Origin of the sequence: Sinorhizobium arboris LMG 14919, assembly GCF_000427465.1 — a bacterium.
Lineage (GTDB): Bacteria > Pseudomonadota > Alphaproteobacteria > Rhizobiales > Rhizobiaceae > Sinorhizobium > Sinorhizobium arboris.
In genome coordinates this window covers 484265-508019 of sequence record NZ_KE386497.1, presented here as the reverse complement: position 1 = coordinate 508019, position 23755 = coordinate 484265, and the positions used below count along the sequence as shown (strand labels likewise).

General features: G+C 56.2%; 19 protein-coding genes. 9 read left to right on the top strand and 10 right to left on the bottom strand.

Translation table 11 applies throughout. The features are described from left to right. Positions 1-2: 2 nt before the first annotated feature. The 7 genes from SINAR_RS0131285 to traI are packed head-to-tail and all read right to left on the bottom strand — an operon-like array spanning position 3 to position 5685. Positions 3-170 (bottom strand): DUF2749 domain-containing protein, encoded by a 168-nt coding sequence (locus tag SINAR_RS0131285; protein ID WP_028002690.1) that lies wholly within the window; start codon positions 168-170, stop codon positions 3-5. Then, complete coding sequence (gene trbJ, locus SINAR_RS0131280) at positions 164-967, bottom strand: P-type conjugative transfer protein TrbJ (RefSeq protein ID WP_028002689.1); 804 nt, start codon at positions 965-967, stop codon at positions 164-166. The genes SINAR_RS0131285 and trbJ overlap by 7 nt, the downstream gene beginning before the upstream one ends. Beyond that, positions 939-3395, bottom strand: a complete 2457-nt coding sequence (locus tag SINAR_RS0131275) for a conjugal transfer protein TrbE (protein ID WP_028002688.1) — start codon at positions 3393-3395, stop codon at positions 939-941. The genes trbJ and SINAR_RS0131275 overlap by 29 nt, the downstream gene beginning before the upstream one ends. A 10-nt stretch (positions 3396-3405) precedes the next feature. Then, on the bottom strand, positions 3406-3705 hold the full coding sequence (locus tag SINAR_RS0131270; protein ID WP_028002687.1) for a conjugal transfer protein TrbD: 300 nt from the start codon (positions 3703-3705) through the stop codon (positions 3406-3408). Further along, the gene (locus tag SINAR_RS0131265; protein ID WP_028002686.1) at positions 3698-4081 is read right to left on the bottom strand and encodes a TrbC/VirB2 family protein; all 384 of its coding nucleotides are present in this window, start codon (positions 4079-4081) and stop codon (positions 3698-3700) included. Before SINAR_RS0131265 ends, SINAR_RS0131270 begins: the two co-directional genes overlap by 8 nt. Then, positions 4071-5048: a P-type conjugative transfer ATPase TrbB gene (trbB, locus tag SINAR_RS0131260; RefSeq protein WP_028002685.1), complete on the bottom strand. Its 978-nt coding sequence runs from the start codon at positions 5046-5048 to the stop codon at positions 4071-4073. Before trbB ends, SINAR_RS0131265 begins: the two co-directional genes overlap by 11 nt. A 10-nt stretch (positions 5049-5058) precedes the next feature. Beyond that, complete coding sequence (gene traI / locus SINAR_RS0131255; RefSeq protein WP_028002684.1) at positions 5059-5685, bottom strand: acyl-homoserine-lactone synthase; 627 nt, start codon at positions 5683-5685, stop codon at positions 5059-5061. Between the two features lie 354 nt (positions 5686-6039). Here traI and repA point away from each other — a divergent pair, with 354 nt between their 5' ends. The 5 genes from repA (at position 6040) to SINAR_RS0131220 (ending at position 14001) form a co-directional block, all read left to right on the top strand. Continuing rightward, complete coding sequence (gene repA, locus SINAR_RS0131250; protein WP_028002683.1) at positions 6040-7263, top strand: plasmid partitioning protein RepA; 1224 nt, start codon at positions 6040-6042, stop codon at positions 7261-7263. After that, positions 7260-8288 (top strand): plasmid partitioning protein RepB, encoded by a 1029-nt coding sequence (gene repB, locus SINAR_RS0131245; RefSeq protein WP_028002682.1) that lies wholly within the window; start codon positions 7260-7262, stop codon positions 8286-8288. Before repA ends, repB begins: the two co-directional genes overlap by 4 nt. Positions 8289-8484: 196 nt before the next feature. After that, positions 8485-9699 carry a plasmid replication protein RepC gene (repC, locus tag SINAR_RS0131240; protein WP_028002681.1) on the top strand — a complete coding sequence of 405 codons (1215 nt, stop codon included), beginning with the start codon at positions 8485-8487 and terminating at the stop codon, positions 9697-9699. Between the two features lie 439 nt (positions 9700-10138). After that, a complete protein-coding gene (locus SINAR_RS0131225) occupies positions 10139-12160 on the top strand; it encodes an ATP-dependent nuclease (protein ID WP_158500212.1) in 2022 nt (673 codons plus the stop codon). After that, the gene (locus SINAR_RS0131220) at positions 12157-14001 is read left to right on the top strand and encodes a UvrD-helicase domain-containing protein (protein ID WP_084617842.1); all 1845 of its coding nucleotides are present in this window, start codon (positions 12157-12159) and stop codon (positions 13999-14001) included. The genes SINAR_RS0131225 and SINAR_RS0131220 overlap by 4 nt, the downstream gene beginning before the upstream one ends. Before the next feature lie 476 nt (positions 14002-14477). Here SINAR_RS0131220 and SINAR_RS1000000134845 read toward each other — a convergent pair whose 3' ends face one another. The 3 genes from SINAR_RS1000000134845 to SINAR_RS0131200 all read right to left on the bottom strand — a co-directional run bounded on the left by SINAR_RS1000000134845 (position 14478) and on the right by SINAR_RS0131200 (position 18398). Then, positions 14478-15410: a hypothetical protein gene (locus SINAR_RS1000000134845; RefSeq protein ID WP_150852066.1), complete on the bottom strand. Its 933-nt coding sequence runs from the start codon at positions 15408-15410 to the stop codon at positions 14478-14480. A gap of 606 nt (positions 15411-16016) precedes the next feature. Then, positions 16017-17114, bottom strand: a complete 1098-nt coding sequence (locus tag SINAR_RS1000000136190) for a beta family protein (protein ID WP_084617841.1) — start codon at positions 17112-17114, stop codon at positions 16017-16019. Positions 17115-17123: 9 nt separating this feature from the next. Next, complete coding sequence (locus SINAR_RS0131200; RefSeq protein WP_150852065.1) at positions 17124-18398, bottom strand: XRE family transcriptional regulator; 1275 nt, start codon at positions 18396-18398, stop codon at positions 17124-17126. 403 nt (positions 18399-18801) lie between these two features. Between SINAR_RS0131200 and SINAR_RS0131195 the strand changes: the two genes are divergently transcribed. The 4 genes from SINAR_RS0131195 to SINAR_RS0131175 all read left to right on the top strand — a co-directional run bounded on the left by SINAR_RS0131195 (position 18802) and on the right by SINAR_RS0131175 (position 23754). Continuing rightward, positions 18802-19725 carry a dCTP deaminase gene (locus SINAR_RS0131195; RefSeq protein WP_150852064.1) on the top strand — a complete coding sequence of 308 codons (924 nt, stop codon included), beginning with the start codon at positions 18802-18804 and terminating at the stop codon, positions 19723-19725. Beyond that, a complete protein-coding gene (locus tag SINAR_RS1000000136185; protein WP_084617839.1) occupies positions 19722-20411 on the top strand; it encodes a class I SAM-dependent DNA methyltransferase in 690 nt (229 codons plus the stop codon). The genes SINAR_RS0131195 and SINAR_RS1000000136185 overlap by 4 nt, the downstream gene beginning before the upstream one ends. Before the next feature lie 201 nt (positions 20412-20612). Beyond that, positions 20613-21802 (top strand): IS3 family transposase gene (locus SINAR_RS0131180; RefSeq protein WP_150852063.1). Its coding sequence is split into 2 segments (ribosomal slippage): positions 20613-20862 and positions 20862-21802, totalling 1191 coding nucleotides; the frame shifts between segments, so codons are not numbered across the junction. A 350-nt stretch (positions 21803-22152) separates the two neighbouring features. After that, positions 22153-23754, top strand: coding sequence for an adenylosuccinate synthetase (locus SINAR_RS0131175; RefSeq protein WP_028002670.1), 1602 nt, complete (start codon positions 22153-22155; stop codon positions 23752-23754). Position 23755 lies beyond the last annotated feature (1 nt).

The following is a 23755-nucleotide window of genomic DNA, read 5'->3' as shown; positions in this document are numbered from 1 at the left end:
ATTCACCATTCGACTTTCATCTGGCCGCCCAACGTGGGGTACTCTCTCGACGAGCCGAAGAACGTCGCACGGCGCTCTTGTGCTGCTTGCTTCTCGGAGATGATGAACCAGACGCCGGCACTGCCGATCGTCGCCGCCATTGCGATGAGGATCAGTTTCGCTCTCACCATTGCACCTTCATTTTTTCACCGCCGGAAGTGGATGGCGCGGTCGCTCCGAAGAACTTCTCCCGCCGTGCCTGAGCGAGGTCCTTGTCGGTCTGCTCGGTCTGAAGCCAGGTACCCATCATCGTCATCTGCTGTGAGACGAGGCCGCGGAGCTTCTGCATTTGCGCGACTTGCTGCGCGGCGATCTGATGGCCGACCTGCAATGCCTTCATCTGCCCGTCGGCTGTCTCTGACATCGACCGTAAAGAGGACATTGTGGTTTCCTCGTTGTCGAACTGATCGGCCGTGAGGCTTGCTGCGTTCAGCGTGCTGGCAATCGTATCGCGGTTGGTGTCCGACCAGGTTTGATAGATCGAGGAGAATGTCCCATTGCTCGGCAGGTTGGCCTTGAAGGTGGCATAGCTCTGGAATCGCTGCTGCAGCACATCGTCAGCGTTGCCCATGGAAAAAGCGATGCTCTGGCCCTGATCGACGATGCTGCGGAGCTGATTGAGATCGCTCTCGACCTGCCCCCACATGTGCGATGGGAGCGTCGCGGTGTTCTGGAGCAGGTTCTGATAGATGTTCAGCTGCGTCTCGATCTGTTGCGCGAGCTGGCTGATCTGGGTGAGCTGGTTCTGGATCTGCTCGCCAGATTTCCCGACCAGCGCTACGAGCTCACCATTGTTGAGCACCTGTGTCCACTCGGTCGCCGCACCTGTAGCAGTGCCGGCATTTGCCGGTGTTACTGCGACGATCGTCAGGGCGACGGCTGCCAGACCGGCAAGCAATTCATTCGACGTCGAGCAGCGATGCGGCATCGTGAACTCCTCTCATTTGAAGCCATAGGATTGGCCAATTGGGGCCGTGTTCGGAACTGAGCGCGCGAATGCGCTTTAAGTCTTCCTTGCCGGATGCGCCGACGAAGCTGAGCGCCACGGGACCGAGCGCCATATCGAAGAGCCGCCGGCCTTCGGGTGTGACGACATAGTATTGGCGCTTGGGAATCGCGTTCGAAACGATCTCGATCTGCCGCTCGTTGAATCCGATCCGTTCGTAGAACTCGCGCGTCCCGGGCTCGCGTGCGGCGCCGTTCGGTAGGCAGATCTTCGTCGGGCAGGATTCCTTCAGCACGTCGATGATCCCGGAGCGCTCGGCATCCGAGATAGACTGGGTAGCCAGCACGACCGCGCAGTTCGCCTTGCGGAGCACCTTCAGCCACTCGCGGATCTTACTTCTGAACACCGGGTGCCCGAGCATCAGCCAGGCCTCGTCCAGCACGATCAGACTGGGCGAGCCATCGAGGCGCTTTTCAATCCATCGGAACAGATAGGTAAGCACGGGCACGAGATTGCGCTCGCCCATGTTCATGAGGTGCTCGATCTCGAAGGTCTGGAAGGCGCCGAGCGCCAACCCGTCCTCCTCTGCGTCGAGAAGCTGACCCATCGGCCCGTCAACTGTATAGTGATGCAGCGCGTCCTTGATCTCGCGCATCTGAACGCCGCTCACGAAATCCGACAACGATCGACCAGGTGCTCTCGCCATCAAACCGACTTCCCGCGAGATGGCGTTGCGATGATCGGGCGTGATGGTGACACCCTGCAGCGCGACCAGCATCTCGATCCATTCCGCGGCCCAGGCCCGATCGCCGTCACTTTCAAGGTTAGACAGGGGGCAAAAGGCCAATGCCTTCCCCTCCTCCGCATTGTCGCCGCCGATCTCGTAATGGTCGCCCCCGGCAGCCAGCGTCAGCGGCAGGAGCGAGCTGCCTTTGTCGAAGGCGAAGATCTGGGCACGGTCATAGCGTCTGAACTGTGCCGCGATCAGTGCGACAAGTGTCGACTTGCCCGAGCCGGTTGGTCCGAAGATCAGCGTGTGGCCGACGTCATCGACGTGCAGATTCAGCCGGAACGGCGTCGAGCCGCTCGCGACCTGCATCAGCGGCGGAGAATTCAGAGGATAGAAGGGGCAAGGTGCGATCGGGTTTCCCGACCAGACCGAATTGAGCGGGACTAAGTCGGCGAGATTGCTGGTATTGATCATTGGATCACGCACGTTGCAATACCAGTTGCCCGGCAAGCTGCCGAGGTAGGCGTCAGTGGCGTTGAGCGATTCGATGCGCGCACCAAATCCTTCGGCTTGGATCAGCCGTCGGATCGCCTCGGCTTTTTCCTGCAAGGCTTCCCGATCACCGTCGAAGAGAATGATGACGGGCGTGTAGTGGCCGTAGGCAACAACTTGCGAGGACGCGTGCGCGATCGCATCCTCGGTCTCTGCCACCATCATCATGGCGTCCTGATCGACCGACCGGCTTTGCGTCTGGAATAGCTGGTCGAAGAACGGACGAACTTTCTGTTGCCACTTCTTACGGGTCCGCTCCAACTTTTGACGCGCCTCTTCCGCGTCAAGGAAGACGAAGCGCGACGACCACCGATAGGTGAGCGGCATCAGGTCGAGACTGTTGAGGATCCCCGGCCAGCTCTCCGCCGGCAGCCCGTCGATCGCCACAACGCCGAGAAACCGGTTTTCGAGTTTCGGGGTCAGGCCATGCTCGAGTTCAGCGGTCGCGATCCAGTCGAGATACATAGGAGCATCGGGAAGTCGGATCGGGTGGTTCTCGCCGGTAATGCAGAAGCGGACGAATTGGAGCAATTCGTCGTAGCGGGCAACGCGCTCCCCTCCCCTCTCGGCAACCTCGCGCGTCTGCATACGCCGGATCGAAAGCGTGCTCGCGAAATATTGCTCGATCTCACGGACGGCGTTCTTGAAGATGAAAAGCACCGTGTCGGCATAGGTCTTCTTGCGGCTCTCCTCATCGGAATAGATGTATTTGCTGAGAGCCGTCCTTTTGGACTCCAACGGTCGGTAGGTGAGGACCAGTGCATGCTTGCTCTCGAAATGTCCCCGCTCACGCGTGAAATGCGCCCGCCGCTCCGCGTCGATCGCCCGCGTGACAGCATCAGGGAAATGGCAGTGGTCTTCCGGGGGATAGTCGATCGTCGGAATACGCACGGCCTCTACCTGGATCATCCATCCGCTTCCGAGCCGCGACAGGATTGCGTTGATCTGCCGCGAAAGTTCGTTGCGCTCGAGGTCGGTGGCGCTTTCGGAATCTGGCCCGGCAAAATACCAACCAGCCATCAGGCTTCCGTCTTTCAACAGAAGGACGCCGTTGTCGACCAGGCCGGCATAGGGCACGAGATCGGCGAACGACGGACCTGTCGCGCGGAAAAGCTTGAGAGCAACCATGATCCGCTCCTCAGTGGCGGCGCCAGGGCGAGGTCGTCGCCCGATAATAGGATCTGTAGGAGATGTGCCGGATATAGACGTTTCGCATCAGCGGGTCGGACTTGGCCATCATTCGCAGCAACCCGACAATGACGATCCAAACGGCGGCGCCGAAAAGAGCCGAGTAAAGGGTCAACACGACGAAGATCAGGATGACCGCGGCGATACCCGTGAGCAGGACCAGTTCCCGGTCGGCACCCATCAACAGATTCGGACGCGAGAGTGCACGGTGGATGCGATTGCGCTGAAGGCCGGACAAGGACTCAGCCATGAGTCCCCTCCCCTTCTCCGCTCTGCCCGCTTGGAGTAATCGACTCGTCTGCCAGTCCGATCGAGGCGCCGGTCGCACCGAACAGGCCGACGATGTTGGTGGCGCCAAGCAGGATGCCGGTGACGAGAACGATATACATGAGCCTCCGCGCGAAATCGTTGAGCTCACCCCCGAAGACCAGCATGCCGCCCGCGATGGCAACCGCTGCCAGCGCGATCGCACCAGCGACGGGACCGGTGATCGACTCCTGGATTTGCTGAAGCGGCCCTTCCCAGGGAAGGCCGCCGCCGGAACTCGCGAGGGCCGGTGCGACAGAGGCAAAAACCAAGGGAGCTGCAAGCAGCGCAATGGCGACTAATGCATTCTTACGCGACATGGCGCGCCTCCTGTTCTTCGGTGAGCTGGTCGGTTTCGATTTCGTATTGGCCGTTGACGTACCGCTCGACCTGGATGACATCGCGAACGCGCCGTCCGCTCGGCGTTCTTTCAATCGAGATGACGAGATCGACCGCTTCGCCAATCACCTCGTGCATGGGCTGCTGACTGGCCTCCGCGGTGAGTTGCTCGAGCCTGCGCAGTGCCGACATGGCGGTATTGGAGTGAATAGTTGCCACGCCACCCGGATGGCCGGTGTTCCATGCCTTGAGCAACGTGAGCGCGGCTCCGTCGCGGACCTCGCCCACGACGATCCTGTCGGGACGCAGGCGCATCGCGCTTTTGAGGAGCCGCGCCATGTCGACGGTATCGCTGGTATGAAGAAGAACTGCGTTGTCGGCTGCGCACTGGATCTCGGCGGTGTCCTCCAGAACGACGAGCCGGTCTTCCGGCGCGCTCTTCACGATCTCGCCGATCACTGCGTTTGCGAGGGTCGTCTTGCCAGAGCCAGTTCCACCGGAAATGACAATGTTCAGGCGTGAAGCCATCGCGCTGCGGATGGTCGCAGCCTGATTCTCCGTCATCATGCCGGAGCACACGTAGTCGTCCAGCGGGATAAGACGCGAAGCACGACAGCGAATCGTGAACGCGGGCTTGGCGACCACCGGCGGCAAGAGACCTTCAAATCGGTGGCCGCCGATCGGCAGTTCTCCGGAGATGATCGGCTGTTCCGTGTCGACCGTCGACTGAAGCGCATGCGCAACGGTGCCGATCACCATTTCCGCCGCAGCTGACGACATCTCTCCGGCCGGCGCAACGCCATGCCCAAGCCGTTCGATGAACAGCTTTCCATCGGGGTTCAGCATGATCTCGACGACGTTGCCATCATCCAATGCGACGCAAAGCTGGTCGCCGAGGGCGTTCTGAAGCTTGCGGACGAGACGAGCATGGGAGCGAAGCTGTGTCACGGACTTCTCCTCATGCTGCTTGGCCAAGTCGGCCGATGATCTGAGAGCGGTAGTCGACGGGGCGGAGCTTCCGAAAAGTGCCCGCATTAGCCGTCAGAGTGCCGGCCACGGCCATGGTCGTCCCGATCCGTCTCGGCTCGCCAAGGCGCTGAAGCGGCCAACCGACACGGGCGAGGATCCGTTCAAACCGAATATCAGTCACCGTGACTATTTCGGTGAAACGGTTTGCCAGAGACCATTCGATAATCCCCGCAAACATGGTGAGCGTCGCCTCATGAACGGAACCAGCTCCCCTACCCTCAGCGAGGGAGGTGTCCACGCAAAAGCGCGAGCTCTCGACCATGGAGGAATGAGCATTAAGGTGACCTGCAGAAAGGAGCGAGGGGAAGACGTTCGTCACCATCGTGGGGCCGAGTGCTGGAAGAAGGCGGGCACATCCGGCCAACCGGCCCAACTTGGCGATGGCTAAAATGTAGGTTGGTTGAAGATCGTCGAAAGCATCCGACTCATAGCCTCCTGCAGCGTTGACTTCCCAACCCAACCGACCGGAAAAGACGCGGGCGCGCAGCTGATAATGGCTTTGGAGAAGTCGGGCTTCTTCGACATTCCGGGGCTTTGAGATCGCGAGAACCTGCATGAATTTCTCCGTCGTTAAAAATCGACGCGGAGGTAAGCACGGATCCGAATCGCTGTGCAGTTGTAGAATCCAACAGGGTTGTGCTGGTGGTGATTCGGGCAGTAGGTTGAGTGAACGACGGTTGGCGTGTCCCTGCCCGACTGCAGGGCTCACAGGAACAGTTTGGGATCAAGCTAGTGGAAGCGTCGGGCTAAGCCACGGAACGGAAACCAAAAATTCAAGAGTCCTCTTGGGATTTCTCTCCGGACCTTAACCATCTGTTAACCCTAAACTTCTGGACGGGTTAGGAGAATCGTGTTCTATCTTTGGCGGGCAATGGTCGGTAAACCGGCGGAAGGCCGCTAAGAGGAAAAGATGGCGATAGCAGAACGAGTGGAATCAGTTGTGTGCTCGAGGGAAGATGCTGGCAGCAAGATCATGCGCCACGCAGGGCTTCTGTCCGGGCAATTGCAGCAGCTCAGAACTCGCATGTATCCGCCAAGATCGGAAAAGACCTTACGTTCGTTCTTGACCAATGAAGTGTCGAAGCTGACGTCAATACCCGATTCGACCTTAAAGCTCATGTCGACCGAAGGACGCGGACCAGTTCCCAGCAGATTGGAGAATAATCATCGCGTCTACACGCTTGCCCAGATCAACGAACTGCGCGAATTGTTCGCGAAGCAGAAGCCGTCGGAGGCCCTGCGATTCCTTCCTCGCCGTCGGCCCGGCGAGCACCTTCAGGTTCTTGCAATCGCCAACTTCAAGGGGGGCAGCGCAAAGACAACGACCTGCGTGCACCTCTCGCACTACCTAGCCCTCCACGGCTATCGCGTACTCGCACTCGATCTGGACCCCCAAGCATCCTTGTCGGCTATGTTCGGCGCCCAGCCAGAGATTGACGTCGGCTCGAATGAAACGATCTACGCCGCTTTGCGCTACGACGAAAACGACCGTCGTCCAATCCGCGATATCATCCGCAAGACATACTTCGAAGGCATCGACCTCATTCCAGGTAATCTGGAAGTGATGGAGTATGAACACGAAACTCCTCGCGTTTTGGCGAACAAGTCGAGTTCCGGCGCGATCTTCTTCGAGCGATTGAAGCTCGCCCTTTCAGAAGTTGAAGCAGACTACGACGTCGTAATCCTGGACACACCGCCGTCGCTCGGCTTTCTGACATTAAGCGCGATATACGCTGCGACCAGCATGATCATCACGGTGCATCCGGCAATGCTAGACGTTGCATCGATGAGCCAGTTCCTGCTGATGATGGGCGATCTAATTAGTGTTCTTAATGAGAGCGGCGCTCAGTTGGACCAGGACTTCATTCGATACCTGGTAACACGACATGACCCCAATGACGCGCCGCAATCGCAAGTTGTCGCGATGCTCCGCCATATGTTCGGTACAGATGTCCTGTTGCCGACTGCCATCGAGAGCACTGCCGTTGAAGCCGCTGGCCTCGCGAAGCGCTCCGTGTACGAGCTCGAAATGGGGCAAATCGGACGGGACACCCAAAAGCGCGCCCGCGAGGCCGTAGACGCCGTAAACGAGGCCATTGTTCGCCTTATCAACGATAGCTGGGGGCGGACATGAGCAAATCTCCTCGTAAGTCGATTGTCGCCAGCTTCGGACTGCTGTCAGCAGAGCTGGAGAACAAGCTGGCCAGCGATCAGCAGCCAGCGCCCCCTGTTCCATCCGTGGGCAATCGTGTTGGGGCTGGTGTCATAGGCGCAGCCCACCGTGCGATCGACGACATTCGATCAGAGCGAGATCGGTTGAAGGCTCTCGTCGAGTCGGGCGGGGGGGCGATCCGCGAGCTGGATCCTTCCCTCATCGACCCCTCCCCGTACCCGGACAGACTGCCGGATGATGACGAGGCAAGCTTCGAGGCATTCAAACGTTCCATTGAGACCGAGGGCCAAAAGGTTCCTGTCCAGGTCCGGAAACACCCCTCGTCGCCCGGTCGCTATCAGATCGTGTACGGTCACCGGCGCTGGCTTGCTACCAAGCAGCTCGGCAAGGCCCTTCGAGCCATCGAGGTGGAAATTTCTGACCTCGATCTTGTTCTCGCGCAGGGGATCGAGAATGCAAGCCGCCAGGACCTGACCTGGATCGAGCGGGCGCTGTTTGCGTCGCGCATGGATGATGCGGGAATCAAGCCGCGCCATATCTACGCAGCGCTTTCGATCGAGGACACTGAACTGGCTCGTATGCGAAATGTCTATCGCGTCGTGCCGGCGGATATCATCGAGGCTATTGGACGGGCACCAAAGATTGGCCGGCCGCGATGGCTCGACCTTGCCAAGGCTGTTGCCGGCGATCCGGACACTCTCGATTCTATTCGCACTACGTTGGCCAAGGTGGACCCCGTTGAAACTTCCGACAAACGGTTCCAGCGCGTCCTGAGTGCGATCAAGCCAGCCACCAAAAAGGGCTTAGGTCCGACTCCGATTTCGGATGGTAGCGGTACAAAGCTTGCCGCGTTGGTGATGTCCCCGAAAGAGGTTCGAATCTCGGCCGAGGGCTCGCTCGGCATCGAGTTCTTGAAGTTTGTTGAGGCGGAACTGCCAAACCTTGCTGCGCAGTTTGCCCTTCAGCGAAACCACGAAAAGCCCTGACAGCTGTCAGGGTTTGTATCTTGTTCAGGAAAGGAAGCGCTGCAAAAGAAAAAGGCCCCCCAAACGTTGCCGTCGTGGAAGCCTCTCTCTGTGTGTGACAACTAGAGAATCGCATTTCCCCGAATCCCCGTCAAGAGTCTTTGGCACCGATTTTGGTGAGCAGCTTTCTTTTGCCTCTTAGAAGGTGAAGGAAAAAATGCAGAGTGGAAGTGTGACGACGCCTTTCGGGCGGCGGCCGATGACGCTTGCCCAGGTTCGGCAACAAGTTGCCGCGACCGTCATTCAGCCCGGCAAGTCGGCTGACAAATGGAAGGTCTTTCGAGACGCTTCCGAGGCGAGAGAATTGCTGGGACTTCAGGACCGAAGCCTCGCGGTCCTTGACGCCCTGTTGAGTTTTTATCCTGACAATGAACTCCGTCAAGACGCGCAGCTCATAGTCTTCCCATCCAATGCGCAGCTGACACTCCGCGCTCATGGCATTACTGGCGCCACGCTTCGTAGACACCTAGCCCTTCTGGTAGAGGCAGGTCTTATCGTGCGTAAGGACAGTGCGAATGGAAAGCGATACGCCCGAAGGCATAGGTCAGGCGAGATCGAAAGTGCGTTTGGCTTCGATCTCTCCCCCCTGCTCACCCGTGCCGAAGAGCTTGCTCAAATGGCGCAGCGGGTCGCGGCGGCTCGGGCGGCCTTCAGGAGAGCCAAGGAAAATTTGACAATATGCCGCCGGGACGTCCGTAAGCTCATCACTGCGGCGATCGAAGAGGGCGCAGACGGGGATTGGGAGAAGATTAACTCCAAGTACGTCGAGCTAGTCCGCCGCATACCGCGCACTCCAAGCCCTTCCGAGCTGTTGGGGCTTCTCCATGAAATGACGACGCTGCGGGAGGAAATCCTTAACACGTTGAAGTCTCAGCAAAATGCAGAAAATTATAGCACCAATGATGCTCACAATGAGCATCACAAACAGAATTCACATACCGAATCCATTCATGAATCTGAACCTCGCTCTAGAAACGAGCTGGGTGCGAAGGCGAGCCGGAAACAGGACCGTACGAATGAGGCGTTGAAGGTGTTTCCGTTGGGAACCGTGTTAAGGGCATGTCCGGAGATTTCGTCATACGGTCCGAACGGCGTCATAAGCAACTGGCGAGACCTGATGACTGCTGCCGTCACTGTGCGATCCATGCTAGGGGTCAGCCCATCGGCTTATCAGGAAGCATGCGAGGCCATGGGCTCGGAAAATGCGGCCGTGACGATTGCTTGCATTCTCGAGCGGGCGGGACACATCAACTCGGCAGGCGGCTATCTGCGAGATCTGACGTCTAAGACGAAGCGCGGTGTATTTTCACTTGGGCCTGTTTTAATGGCGCTTCTCAGAGCTCATGGGCAAGGTGACAAAAGAACCGGATGACCGGAAAGAGCAATGCGCAACTCCGATACCTCATAGTTGGCAGTTAGCGTCTGAAAGCAACAATGGCATCGCGATCGCTGTGGTTCAGGTGTCCTGCGGAGCCGCTCACTGTCGCCATGCGTGAGGGTCAGTTCCGGACGATACATTATGCGATTTTTTAGCCCAGAACGTGAACATCCTCGCAACAAGCCGTGCACAGGGCTCGTGGAAAACGGCCCCCTTAGTCCCCGTCGCGGCGGCTCATTAACATCGGCCGGGATATCCGGTGCTAGCCGAAAACGACACCAACGACCGCATCGCGGCCACGAAGCGGCCAATACCGCGGCTTTAAATATTGAGGATATGGCCGTGGGTGACCCTATCCCTGCACAAGCTCAAGTTGCTTTTGCGTTTGCCTATGCCAAAATCGTGATCATCGATTCCGTGACCGAGCATTGCTGTGCATTTAGAAACATTGACCCTTCAAAATTTCCGCTGCTTCGGCCAGAAGCCCGTAGCCATCACCTTCAAGTCCGGCATAAACGCCTTCGTCGGCAACAACGGTTCCGGAAAGACCGCAGCTCTCGAGGCTCTGAAAAGGCTGTTTTCGCCAATCTCGGCCGAACGTCAAATCCGGAAGACGGACGTCCATTTCGGACCCACTGAAGATCTTCAAATGCTGAAAGCGCTCGAGAGAGAAATTGTGATCGATGCTGTATTCGGATTTGAGGATCCAACGGCGTATCCCATGGTCTTCAGCGATCTATTCTTTTCGGCAGCTGACAGCAAGCTCCGGGTTAGAATTCGTCTTGAATGCAAGTACTCGAGCTCCGACGCTCTTACGGACGATCTCGAAACAAAAATCTACTCCGTGAAGACGCTTGATACCGTTCCATTCGGGCCGGACGACGAACGGAAAACCCCTCTCCGCGGACGCCCGACGCAGTACGCTGAAGTGATCTACATCCCCGCGCACCGTGACGCTCGGGGCGTAAGCCAGACAGCGCTGAGAAACCTTCTCAGCCGCCTCGAAAGTGCTGCGGACTGGAGTGACGACACCCGTTCGAAATCGAAAGGGTTCGCTGCCGATCTCGAGCAGAATCTAAATTCCACGGATGCGATGAAATACGTCAGCGCAACTCTCGACGGTTTCTGGAAGTCTCTCCATGACGGCCATTATGACGGCACTCCTCAGCTTGGGGTGGTTGCCACCGAGTTTCAGAAACTCATCAAGGATCTGACTCTTAGGTTCACCAAGTCGCCCGGTGGCGGCCAACGATACCTCGACGAGCTCAGCGAGGGGCAAACATCGCTGCTGTACTTCGCCCTGGCTGCGACATACCAAACTCTCATGTGGGACATGCAGAAGGCGCGCCCCAATCTGGTCGGCTTCCGTCCATCCGATTTCACGATGCCCGCCCTGACTATCTTCGCGCTTGAGGAGCCGGAGAACCATCTCTCGCCGTTCTATCTGCCTCGTCTGGTGGCTCTCCTGGACAGCCTGAACAAGACGGGATCGGCGCAGGCCATTGTGACCAGCCATGCCACCAGCATCCTCAGCCGTGTGCCTCCGAAGAACGTCCGGTATTTCCGAAATTCGCCTCAGACCCTAACGAGCACGGTATTGTCGCTGCCGTTGCCGCCGGAGAGGACGGAAGAGGACAAATTCATCCAGCAAGTGATCCTCGCCAATCCGGAGATTTATTTTGCGCGTCTCGTTATCATCGGCGAAGGCGACACCGAGCGGATCGTCATTCCCAAACTCGCCGAAGCACGTGGGGCCAGCCTGGATCCGTCTTTCATTGCATATGTTTCCATCGGTGGTCGTCACGCCCACCATCTCTGGAAACTCTTGAACGGGCTGGAAATACCCCACCTCACGCTTCTTGACTTCGACTTGGGCCGGTACGGTGGAGGCACCGGACGACTGAAGAATGCCGTTGCCTGGCTGACTGCACTAGGTCCGGAGTTCGTCCCCACCTATGCAGCCAGCACAGACCAGCCGGGCGTGCAAATTCCTGCTAACGTTAATGGCATACCTACGAACGAAGGGCTCACCCCCCAAAACTACGATGGCTGGGTGAAGTGGCTGCGGAGGTGGGGAATATATTACTCGGCCCCGGTGGATCTCGATATGATGATGATCCAGGCATTTCCCGAAGCCTACATTGCAGAGAAGCCCTACGCGCCGGAAAACTACAACGACGAGACAAGAAGGAAGCTGATGGAGGCCGTGTTCGGCGCGTCCGGCAAGGGACTGCCCGAGATAGAGGCAACGGGAAATAAGATCGCAGAGCAGCAGGTGCACATCTATCGAGAGCTCTTCAAGTCATCGTCAAAGCCTGGTTCACATCTCCTGGCATTTTCGAAGCTCTCCAAGGAACGGTTGGAGACTGGCTGCCCAGAACCCTTGCAAGCGCTCATCGAAAAGGCGAGGTCTCTCGTGTCGGCGGGCAATGCACAGACTGAGGTGGTGCGGTGACCTACGTGAACCCTGAACATTGGAAGCCATCCAAGGGCGTCTCCCTGGAAGGCGACGCGCTGGATATTGCACGCTCTACGAATTCCCGCTCCATTCTGGCAGGGCCGGGCGCCGGAAAAACTGAGCTGCTTGCGCAGCGAGCCAACTTCCTGCTCACAACAGGCGCCTGCCCACACCCTAGACGAATCCTTGCAGTTGCGTTCAAAGTCGACGCGGCGCGGAATCTTCAGGACCGAGTGGCGGCGAGATGCGACCCAAACCTGTCGACTAGATTCGAATCCCTCACTCTGCACAGCTTCGCCAAGAGGCTGCTCGACCAGTTCCTCGAAGCGTTGCCTAAAGAGGTAAGACCGCCCCCCGGTTACCGAATCTTTTCTCCAAATCGAGGCATATGGGATGACTTCAGAAACTCGGTCTCCCTCCAGTTTCCTTCGGTCATGAATTATAACGACCGAGACCTCTATAAACTCGTCCATTCGGTTCCTTCCGGAGATCTGTTTGGCAATGCTGCCGACGGCATTCGCAGCGCCTGGTGGGCATATTCCATACGGCGATCCACGATCACGTTCGAAATGGTGATGCTGCTGGCCCTTCGAATCCTTGAAACTCAGAATTCGATCGTTTCCGCCCTCAGACAGACCTACTCCCACGTGTTCCTGGACGAATTTCAGGACGTCAACGACCTGCAGTACAGACTGATCAAGGCCGCGTTCCACGGCAGTGACGCAGTCGTCACTGCCGTGGGAGACACGAACCAGGCTATCATGGCCTGGGCGGGTGCGCTTCCGGACATCTTCAACCGCTTCAACGACGACTTCGCCGCAGTGCCATCGAAGCTGTTGTTCAATTTCCGCTCCAATCAAGCAATTGTAGACCTGATCAATAGCATCGCTTCAATGTTCGAAACCAATCCGGTGATGACGCAGGCGGCAAGGAAGGACGATCCGGTTCCTCCCGACGCGATCGAAGGATGGGTATTCGAAGATCGAGAGGCTGAGGGGCGATACATTGCAAGCTTCATACGGGAAGAGCTGGGAGTAGATCCGGCGAGGAGGCCTGATGATTTTGTGCTGCTTGCGCGGGTTCGCGTCGATAATATTGAGCAGCGTCTCAAGCCCCACTTTGTTAAGGCCGGGCTGCGCCTGCGCAACGAGTCGCGAAAAGTGGGCGAACTCGAAATACAGGATTTGATGAAGGAGCAAGTGTTTCGGTTCATCATGGCCGCCCTCAAGATGGCGGTCAGCGTGCGACAAGGCGATCCGTTTCAGGTCTGCCGAGACACGCTTGCCGATCTCGACGGACACGACATCTCCACCGAGCGAGGAAGCTCCAGCAGTCTGCAGGCGGTCCAGAGGCTTGTCAGCGACCTCGGCAATGCTTTGGTCGGCAAACGCGCCGCCGACATCAGCGGTCACGAGATCGTAGACTTGGTGATGCCGCAGTCGAGACGGGACCAGTTCTCACGCGCATATAATGAGTATCGGGGTTCAACTCGCATTGCCGAGGTCCTCGATGCTTTTCGGCTGCTCTTCGACGAAAGTGCCAGCCAGCACACCGAATGGAAGGACTGCATCGACCTGATCGAGGGCCGCGGCGTCGTCAAACTCATGACAATCCACAAGTCTAAGGGATTGGAGTTCCATACCGTCACATTCATAGAGTTGAACGACGACGCGTTCTGGAAGAGCGGCGATGACGCAAATGTTTTCCTCGTCGCTCTTTCGAGGGCAAGAGAGCGCATCAAGTTTACTTTCGCACAAGACAGTCGCGGCTTCAAAAACGTTCAGGACTTTCTGGAACGGCTCGAAAAGGCGGGAGTCGTGTTTCTCAACAAACCGTAGCCGTGATTAACTTGCGCTTTCATCAAGAGGTACTGCGCTCATCTCGTCGTTCTTTTTTCCAGTATCACAGAAAATTGGCCATCAACTACCGCCTTTAATTTCTCGCAAGAAAGCGCCCCATTGGCGTAACCTCCCCCGACATTGCTCAAGGGAACTCGCATCCTTGCAATAGATCCCGGGGGGGACTCCGCCGAGCTCTTCGTCACGGCCCCGGAGGAATTCGGTCGCCTCACCCTCACCCAGAAGCGCGTATGCTTCCGTTTTCAAGAGCTTCCGGTATTCTGCAATTCTTGCCATCTCCGCGTCCGCCCATTCCTTTTGTTGCTTGATAGACACCAAGATGTCTTTCGCTCTTGCGGAACTGAACCCACCAGTCTCCGCTGCTGCGGCTGGAGATAGTCCGGACAATTCGATGCGCGGTGTTGTCAGCCAGACTTCCAATTCCTCTGCGGCGAAAAGAGGCCCTGCCATACTTTTCAGATCTGCGATGCGCTGGTTGCGCGCTTCAGCACGCTGTCACGCGCCAGTTCTAGCATCGCCTGTTGCTCCTCAGCGGCCGCAATAAGGTCGTCGATGGGCAGCGCTAATGCATCACTGGGAATAGCTGATCGGCCATCCAGCATTGCTTCGATCGCCCGCAATTCGCGCTCGATACGGACATGATGTTCACTCGATTCGAGAGCCTCCCGAAATGTGAGATTAGACTGTGGATCCACCGACGAGAACCATCCGCCAACCGTCACGGCTGACCGCCGAGTAGGGTCTGCTTCGTTCAAAATCCGCTTGACTTGCTCCGCGGCAGTATCGACGCGAAGCCGCGCCGCCTCGATCTCCATCGATGCTTCTATCCAAAGAGAGCCAACCGCAGGTGCAATGGTATAGCCCTTCATCAGGTGGGCGGCGATGCCCTTCTCCGTGAGGAAATCAAGGTAGGCGCAAACCACGCGCCAAGGTGCCCGAAAATCCTCTTGGTGTTGAGTTATTTTCTGCTCAACCGTCTCCCGCAGATAGAGGAAATCCCGGCGAATGAGATTGAGGCGCTGCAGGTACTGGCAAACGGAAACCGGCGTCTGCAGGTTTCGTCCTAACTTCCTATGAAGTAGGACATCGATCAGTATCGTGATCTGCCATTGGATTGACGAAACCGCGAAAACGGCGTTCCCGTCGAATTCGACACCTACAAGATCCGTGCCTCCAACGCGCTCGAGAAGCTGCCAATTTCTATCACGCTTGAAGCCGCCGGATACCGCACTTTTTGCCGCCCTATAGATCTCCGCGAGCTTCTTCGCCCGCTCTTCAAGCTCCCGTTGCTGCTCTTCCTCTTCCCGAGCGGCCTCCACACGCATCGACTCGAGGCCTTCATCAATCCCCTTGTTGAATATCCAGGACCTAGGTGCCGTTCTCAGCACAGCATCCCGCACATCCTCTAAGCATGCATCTCGAGGCGTTCGTGAGAGGTCAATTTCGACTGACGAAATACCCCTATTGCGTAAGCGCTCGATCTTGAGCTCGTCGCATGTATGGGTAACCGCTACCTCAACGAAAAGTGGACGTCCCTGACGGACGAGGTAAAGGTCAGGGACCACGTCGCGAAGATCGTAGTACTCGACTTGAGCGCGATCAAACCTCATCTCCATTGTTTCCGAAAGCAGTCTCCGCTTTTCTCCGAAAACGACTACTCGCTCCGGCAGCAGCAGACTAAGTTCTGTAGCGATTATCTGCTTCGCTAGTTTGTGAAGGGCTGTTTCCGGTCCCCCGCCACACGCCGGCCCCGAGTGCGCAAAATGAGCCACTTGTTTCTCGGCCTTCGTCTTGGCCACTAAGGGTCGACGGCAACCCGGACAGACACAATCACACTTGAGACCACGCTCGACCGACGAAATGTGAACGATTTCTCCGGACGGACGCTCCCCATAAACGAGTTCGGCACGATCCGAACTCCACCCATTTGCGCCGTCCGGTGCATGAGACGTCAACTGCTCCTCCGAGGTCGAACTGCGACGCTCGCTGCCGCTCTATTCGGTGAATAGAGAGTGCTGTTCCGCTACATGGCTGACCGGACCGTCCGCGAAGGTCACTCCGGCCATTGATCCAAGATCTCGCACCACACGCGTCATATGATGAGCCATATTCCATTCTCGCCACATCGATGGAGTTCCAGCGGCCGACATGCCCTTAGCGACCCGCCAAATAATGTCGTCGGCGTAAGAATAGCCCTGGCCGGCAAACTCACCGCTGCTCAGAACTCTTTCACACACTGCCCTCATGACCTCGCCCTGCTTTCCGGACTCCCTGCCCCTAAAGACGAATGTCGCCTTCTTTCCAGTGTAGCGAATATGCCGAATAGGCGCAGACCCTCCTCCTTTACGTCGGAACTTGATCTCGCCGTGGTCTGCGCCGAAATCACCGTAGCCAATAACATTCGGAGGCACCGAGCATTCGTTCAAAGCGGCAAGAAAGACCTGCCATTCACTCCGAGGTATGGAGCACTGGCTGTCGTTTTCGGCCGGGTTTTTGGTGGGAAAGTTCGAGCCTTGGAAAATTATGCGTGCCCACTGCGCCGCCGTGCCAAGCATGTCAAAGACTCCTGCAACTGATCCAGACACGCCTTCGACACTCAAAGGCGCCTTCGTGAAATCAACGAACAGAGCGCACTCAGTCGTTTCGCAACCAATCGCCTTCACGCCTTTCAAGAGCGAGTCGACGTCTACATCTTCGTATGGAAGGTAAATACCAATTCGCGGGGCAGAGGACCGAAGGAAATCGCGGTAAATTGGATTGAAAAGATCCTTGACGGTGGCGACGACGGCCAACTGCTCGTTTCGACGCTGCGCAATTCGGAATAACTGCTTAAGTCCCCCGTCCCCCAAAAACGGGGCAACATACTGGGCATCGAGATAGGCCGGATAAAGCGGCCAATGTTTCGCAATGCGCTCTCCAGTGAGAACAGCGATCTCCTCCTCCGTCAGGGGCTTGCCTTTCTCAGGGTCCTTTTCTTTAGGAGGGGCGAGAATGAAGCGCGGCTGAATATGTTTTTGGATATCCCGCGCAACTTTCCCGGTGGCGAGATATTCCCCCTGCTTAAACCGAAGAGCTGGATGATACGGAAGCATGAGATCTCCTTAGCTCGGGCCGATCAGCTGTTCGCGCACAGTGTTGGCGCCTATTTTGTTCGAAAATATTGAGTAGTTATTCCGTTCTTTCCGTATGCGACCGAAGACAATCGCTGGGTGGATGCCAAGCTCCTTAGCGAAACTCTCCACGACAACAGGAGAGTTGGCTATTCTAGCAGTCGATCTCCGCCATTTTTCTTCGGGTATGAGAATGTTGGAAGCGAAGGAATCAGCTTCCGCCTCCTGTTCATCAGTAGATACTGTCTCAAGCTGATCGAAGAAACCAGTAGCCAGTCCTGTCCGATAGTGCAGGACTGCATGACCGATTTCATGCAGCAGCGTGAACCAGAAATTGTCAATAGTGTCCTTCCTAATGGTCAAGGCGATAACTGGAATGTTGCCTTCGAGGAATGCCGCCCCATCAATTGCAAGACCGGGTATCTGAGGCTCCGCGATGAGCAGAATCCCTTTTTCTTTGAGCGTTTCCCGGGCCCGCCTTGGTCCATCGGGATGGGCACTCAGCCGAACGAGTCCAGCCAGCCAAAGTATATCCGCCGGATCGAAGGTCATCGCCTGCTGCGAAAGTTCCTCACGAGCCCGGGTAGCCACGCGTGCTCGCCACGCGTGAAGGAGTACATCCTCGCTATGGTCGGTCACGTTTAGGCCGGTCCGCAATAACGAAGGGCTACCGAACTCGATGCGATTTTCTGCGACGTATTGGCGAAGTTGCGCTTCGCTCATGTCCGTTGCGAACCAGCCGCGCGAGCGACCATGCTTCAGGATTTTTCGGATGTCCTCCCGAGTTACGTCTGCGATGACAGCATCCAAACCACGGAAGTTCGGATTCTCTGTGATAGTTGCGCTCAATTGGACACCGAGCAGCGCTGCTACACGAGCATAGTTTTTCAGACTAATAGAGCTGTAGCGATCAGCCTCATATCGCTGGATCTGCTGTTCTTTCACTCCCAGACGCCAAGCAAGATCTTTTTGGGAATAGCCCTTCGCGATCCTCGCCACGATGAGTGTTACGCCAGGATCCGTCCCAGATTGCTTGAGAAGGGAAGATGCATCACCAGCCTCTCTTGCGTATTCGAATGCCTCTATCGCCGAAAGTAGCCGAAGACGCTCCGCCTTCATCATTTTTGTGACCTGCGTCACGACTTCGGGTGGGAGATTTGAAGCGAGCTGCACGATGCCGCTTTCTGCCGACAACGCGTCTGATAGTTTTGCTACCCGCGCTCGCGCATCCCGCAGTTCTTTCTCATTCAGCACAATTCCGTTCATGATTCTCTTTTAGACAACTTTTTTGTTGTGGTCAATGACACATCAAATATGTTGTGTTTGGGTACCATTGGGACCGGAAAAGGGTTAAGAGTTGGAGCCATCTAAGCCGGACCGCCGGCAGACCAGCAACGGATCTGCCATTCCTCGGTCGAACGTTTCGTTCGAACCCTTTCGAATATTGATGTTCCTCGCGGGCTGCCACATTGAACATCGTCCGCGCAGCGGTTTAGTGGGCCGATGCTCCATGTGTAGGGGTTAGGCACATGCTCGGTCACCAGCTCGCTGCTGATCTGCCTCACCTCTCTTCATCACCGCGCTTTCCCGCGAACGCAGGCTTAAAGGGCCTTCACAAAATCCATCACACTCCTAGTGTAAGCTGGAAATCTGATTCTGGAGATTTTCTGTGGCAGTACTGTCTGACGAAGAAATTAGGTTTTGCATCGACCGCGGCGAATTGGTGAAGAATGGAGATCCTAAACGAGCGCAAGAATGCTCCTATTCATTTGTGTGCGGCTCTGCCTTCATCCCAGGAGAGACATCCGTCCCCATCGAATTTCAAGACGGCCAAAATGGAGAGGTCATTGTAAGTCCGGGCCAAATGATCTGGATAAGGACTCGAGAGCGAGTTAGTATCCCGAACAATCTGGTTGGTTTTTGGTGGCAAACAAACACGCTTTCGAGGAAGGGTCTGATGCTCGTGAACATGAGCATGGTGGAGCCGGGCTACGAAGGTGATTTAGCGTGCCTGTTTGTAAATTTTGCTAAGTCTACAGTCGTGATTACGAGTGAAACCCCTATCGCCAAGATGGTGTTTACCGAGCTTCGGGGACGCGTACTGTCACCGTATGCAAGTCAAATTACTCGTCAACAGTACGATGCCGCGCTGCGTCAGCTGGCAGTTGACCAACCGAAGACATTCTTGAAAGTTGCCGAGCTTTCGACGGAAATTGCAACTGAAAGGCAAACCGCGATCCGTCAGATCAACAGCATCGGCGATGAAATCAAGACTTCCGTTCGACATGAACTCACCGCAGCCAAGGAGGAGGCTGTCCATGAGTTCAAAAGGGACCTTCCGGCTGCGATCCGAAGCTCGTTCGGTTGGGCACTTGGTGCGTTTGCCTTCTTGGCGGGTGTTTCCTTAATAACGGACTATGTCAAAGGCGAGCTCTTTCCCGACGTGAAAGAAGTGGCTCGCTCTGAAGCGGATGAAGCGATAAAGCAGCGTATCACAGTCAGCGGAACTGCCAACTCGAACGATGTGAACGCGATTCTGGAGCGACTGTCTAAAATAGACGCGCGCCTGGGAGCCTTAGAGAAGAAACCATGATTCACACGTCCCCAACCCATCTCGACTCCAGAAAGGATGTCCTAACTCCCGCAGATGCCTACGATGCGGCATCCGTACGCTATGATGAGTGGAAATGGCAAGCCTTCTGGCGCTCAACTGAGGCACCATTTGTACTGAACACCATAGGTAGACACACCGATGCAGAACGCGATAGTCTTCTTGACGTGGGTTGCGGGACAGGATTTTATTTAAAAGAGCTACAGCCTTACTTTAGGTCTTCGGTTGGCATCGATGTAAGCCAAGGAATGCTCTCCATTGCCCGCGCTCGCGCCCCTTTATCTGAATTCATTCACGCCGATAGCGCCGAGTTCCGATCGAACACACGGTTTGACGTTGTGCTGTGTACGCGCGTCCTTTCTCATCTCGAAGACTATAGGATATCCTTGAGAATGATGATGCAAATGCTCAAGCCAAAAGGTCTACTCCTCATCTCAAATGTCGATGCATCCCATCCCTATGAACTTACAAAGCTGCCAACGGCGGATGGGAGCGTCATGGCCGCGACGTTCAAGCATCGGCAAAGCTCTATAAACGAGTATCTAAAACTTGCAGGTATGCAGCTAATATCTGATGCAGTATTTTGTGATGATGCGTCCTCACCAGTGACTAATTTGAGCGCCGCCCATGCAAAGCTGGGCTGGGCCTCAGCTTTTCAGTTCATCTGAAATCATTAACAAAACAGGACCATTGTTGTATGCTCCCTCGATAATATTTGCGATCTAACATAAAGATTATAGGACGCAGACGATATATTTATCTTTTCTCTCTATAAACGTCAGTACAGATGTTAATTTATTCCGCCTGACCTTGCCCCGTTGAAATAATCCATTTTGAAGTAAGCTCTGGCCCATTGAGAGGACCAGGGAATGAAGCGCAACCGTTTCACGGACGAACAGATTATCGGCATTCTGAAGGAGCACGAGGCGGGCACGCCGGTGTCGGAGCTTTGCCGCAAGCATGGTGTCAGCGACGCCAGCATCTACAAGTGGAAGGCCAAGTTCGGCGGCATGGACGTATCCGAGGCCAAGCGGCTGAAGGCGCTGGAGGACGAGAACACAAAGCTGAAGCGGCTCCTGGCGGATGCGATGCTCGACAATGCCGCTTTGAAAGACCTTTTGGGAAAGAAGTGGTGACGCCCGCAGCAAGGCGGAACGCTGTCGCGCATCTGATGGATCGCCACCAGATGAGCGAACGGCGGGCGTGTAAAGCCATCGGCTTTTGCCGGATGACGATCCGTTATGAAACCAGGCGCAGCGATGACCATGACCTTCGCGAGCGGATGAAGGCGCTGGCGCATGAACGCCGCCGCTTTGGATATCGACGCCTTCATGTGCTGCTCAGGCGTGAGGGTCACCGTGTGAACCACAAGCGGCTCTTCCGGCTCTATCGGGAAGAGAAGCTGACAGTGCGCAAGCGCGGCGGCCGCAAGCGAGCGATAGGCACGCGAGCGCCGATGCTGATCCCGATGGCAGCCAATGATCGTTGGTCGCTGGACTTCGTATCGGATCAGCTCACCGATGGACGCAGGTTCCGGGTTCTGACGGTCGTCGACGATTGCACCAGGGAATGCCTGGCACTTGTCGCCGATACATCGCTTTCCGGTCTGAGGGTTGCCCGTGAGCTGGATCGGATCATCGAGGAGCGCGGCAAACCGAAGATGATCGTCAGCGACAACGGCAGCGAATTCACGAGCAACGCGATCCTGCAATGGGTGGACCGAGCCAAGGTGGAGTGGCACTACATCGCGCCAGGCAAACCGATCCAAAACGCCTTCATCGAAAGCTTCAATGGGCGTCTGCGAGACGAGTTCTTGAATGAGACTCTCTTCTCGTCACTGACCCATGCCCGATCAGCGCTTTTAAACTGGCGAAGCGATTACAACGATAACCGACCACACTCTGGCCTCGGCTGGCTGACACCTGCCGAGTTCGCTCAGACCATCAGCCCGCGACGTGATGCGGTGCTGCGCAGCCGAAATGGCTCCGCACCGCAACCCGCCGCTACCGCCGCAACTGCAGCAACCCAAAACCGCTGGAGCGAACTCAAAACTGGATAAAACTTGGGGGCAAGGTCACGCCGAAAACCCTATGGAAAGAATGGATATACTCACAGATCTGTTCATACGCAGCCCCAATCTGCTAATTCAACGCTAGGCCATGCGAGTTGGCAGCATCCTACGGCGGATGCGACCCGACGACCCACTCCATGAGAACTGTGCACCCGACAAGCCCGGAAAGCGAGCGCATATTAACCTAACGACCGAGTTCCTGCCCTTTGTAGGACCTTCTGAATAGGTAACGCCGCGAACCATTCCCACGACTGCAAGCTCTTCAACTTCTGCACGAATCACGATTTACTAATCGTCGCTTAGGGAATGGCATTTGTTCAACTGTCAGGGGAGTTTTTATGTGCAATGTAATTTTGATCTCTGGCCCCATCTCGGTTGGAAAATCAGCTCTAGTTAAGGAATTCGAAGCGCGTTTCGGCGCTCGCAAGGTATCCACGCGACAGCTCTTGCTGCAGCGGACCCCTGACGCCGGTCGCGAAGCTCTCATTCAGTTGGGATTGGACCTCGACGAGGAGACATCGGGCCGCTGGGTACTTGACGAGTTCCTATCGCTCGCGGGTGGCAATCTAGAAAGATCCATTTGGTTGATCGACGCCGTTAGAACTGTGCAGCAAATACAGCATTTTCGTACGAGATTCGAAAATCAGCTTATTCATATTCACCTCACAGCTCCGATTGGCATTCTCCGAAAACGCTACCTGGAACGCCCCGCGGAATTGCAGGAATTTGCAAGCTACGACGAAGCGCGTCTTCACGGGACGGAAAGAAGCATTGAAGAACTCGCGACAAAAGCCGATCGTGTTCTGGATGCGCACAAAAATAGTGCCGCTTCCCTCCTGGCCCTTGCGGCAAGCGGACTAAAGCTCTTCCCGGAGGGTATCCCACCACTCGTTGATGTTCTCGTTGGTGCACAATTCGGCAGCGAAGGGAAAGGCAACATCTGTGCCCATATCGCAAAAGAGTATCAAGTTCTCATGCGGGTCGGTGGACCGAACGCCGGGCACAAAGTTTCCTTCCCAAAATACGACTACATTCAGCTTCCTTCAGGAACGCAATCAAATCCCGAGGCGAAGCTCCTGATTGGTGCAGGCGCCACACTTTCTGTTAAACAGGTCCTGAAGGAGATCACCGATCTGAGCCTTACCGGAGACCGACTGTCGATCGACCCCCAGGCCATTGTTATCGAAGACGAGGACGTCAAGGTCGAAATGGGAAGCCTTGAGGCAATCGGCTCAACGAAGAAGGGGGTCGGTGTTGCAACTGCGAGGAAGATCCTCGGGCGTGGCGACAAGGTTCACTTCGATGCTCCGGTTCGCCTCGCTCAAGATATACCGGAATTCAAACAGTTTGTCCGATGCACGAAGGTCGAGCTCGAGAAGGCCTACCGGCGCGGCGACCGCATTCTGCTCGAAGGGACTCAGGGGACAGACCTGAGCATCCATCATGGTCATTACCCGTATGTCACATCCAGGGAAACGACCGCGTCAGGATGCTTGGCGGACGCCGGCATCGCTCCATCAAGGGTGCGCCGCGTGATCATGGTAACTAGAACGTATCCTATTCGCGTGGGTGGAAATTCTGGCCCGATGATGAACGAAATTAACTTTGCGACCATCGCTAAGCGAAGCGGCGTTCCGGAAGAGGATATCACCGGAACAGAAGTGGGCACCGTGTCAGGCAAAAAGAGGCGCATCGGAGAGTTCGATTGGGAGCAAGCACGACGGTCCGCAGTCCTGAATGGAGCAACCGATATCGCGCTTACGTTCGCTGATTACATTGACGCTTCAAACAAGACCGTGGCGGAGTATGCCGGGCTGACTGCCGAGACCAAGTCATTTGTTCAGAACCTCGAGCGTGTCACTGGTGCCAGGGTCACTTGGATTACAAAAGATTTCGGGCCAAATGCCATCGTGATCGACCGGCGAGAAAGCAAAGACTGAA

What these genes read in the sequence shown, in the direction of transcription:
- SINAR_RS0131265 (WP_028002686.1), bottom strand. Translation starts at nt 4,081, where the DNA reads ATGTCGCGTAAGAATGCATTAGTCGCCATTGCGCTGCTTGCAGCTCCC.
- traI (WP_028002684.1), bottom strand. Translation starts at nt 5,685, where the DNA reads ATGCAGGTTCTCGCGATCTCAAAGCCCCGGAATGTCGAAGAAGCCCGA.
- repA (WP_028002683.1), top strand. Translation starts at nt 6,040, where the DNA reads ATGGCGATAGCAGAACGAGTGGAATCAGTTGTGTGCTCGAGGGAAGAT.
- repC (WP_028002681.1), top strand. Translation starts at nt 8,485, where the DNA reads ATGCAGAGTGGAAGTGTGACGACGCCTTTCGGGCGGCGGCCGATGACG.
- SINAR_RS0131270 (WP_028002687.1), bottom strand. Translation starts at nt 3,705, where the DNA reads ATGGCTGAGTCCTTGTCCGGCCTTCAGCGCAATCGCATCCACCGTGCA.
- SINAR_RS0131175 (WP_028002670.1), top strand. Translation starts at nt 22,153, where the DNA reads ATGTGCAATGTAATTTTGATCTCTGGCCCCATCTCGGTTGGAAAATCA.
- SINAR_RS0131285 (WP_028002690.1), bottom strand. Translation starts at nt 170, where the DNA reads ATGGTGAGAGCGAAACTGATCCTCATCGCAATGGCGGCGACGATCGGC.
- SINAR_RS0131275 (WP_028002688.1), bottom strand. Translation starts at nt 3,395, where the DNA reads ATGGTTGCTCTCAAGCTTTTCCGCGCGACAGGTCCGTCGTTCGCCGAT.
- SINAR_RS0131200 (WP_150852065.1), bottom strand. Translation starts at nt 18,398, where the DNA reads ATGAACGGAATTGTGCTGAATGAGAAAGAACTGCGGGATGCGCGAGCG.
- SINAR_RS1000000136190 (WP_084617841.1), bottom strand. Translation starts at nt 17,114, where the DNA reads ATGCTTCCGTATCATCCAGCTCTTCGGTTTAAGCAGGGGGAATATCTC.
- repB (WP_028002682.1), top strand. Translation starts at nt 7,260, where the DNA reads ATGAGCAAATCTCCTCGTAAGTCGATTGTCGCCAGCTTCGGACTGCTG.
- trbJ (WP_028002689.1), bottom strand. Translation starts at nt 967, where the DNA reads ATGCCGCATCGCTGCTCGACGTCGAATGAATTGCTTGCCGGTCTGGCA.
- SINAR_RS1000000136185 (WP_084617839.1), top strand. Translation starts at nt 19,722, where the DNA reads ATGATTCACACGTCCCCAACCCATCTCGACTCCAGAAAGGATGTCCTA.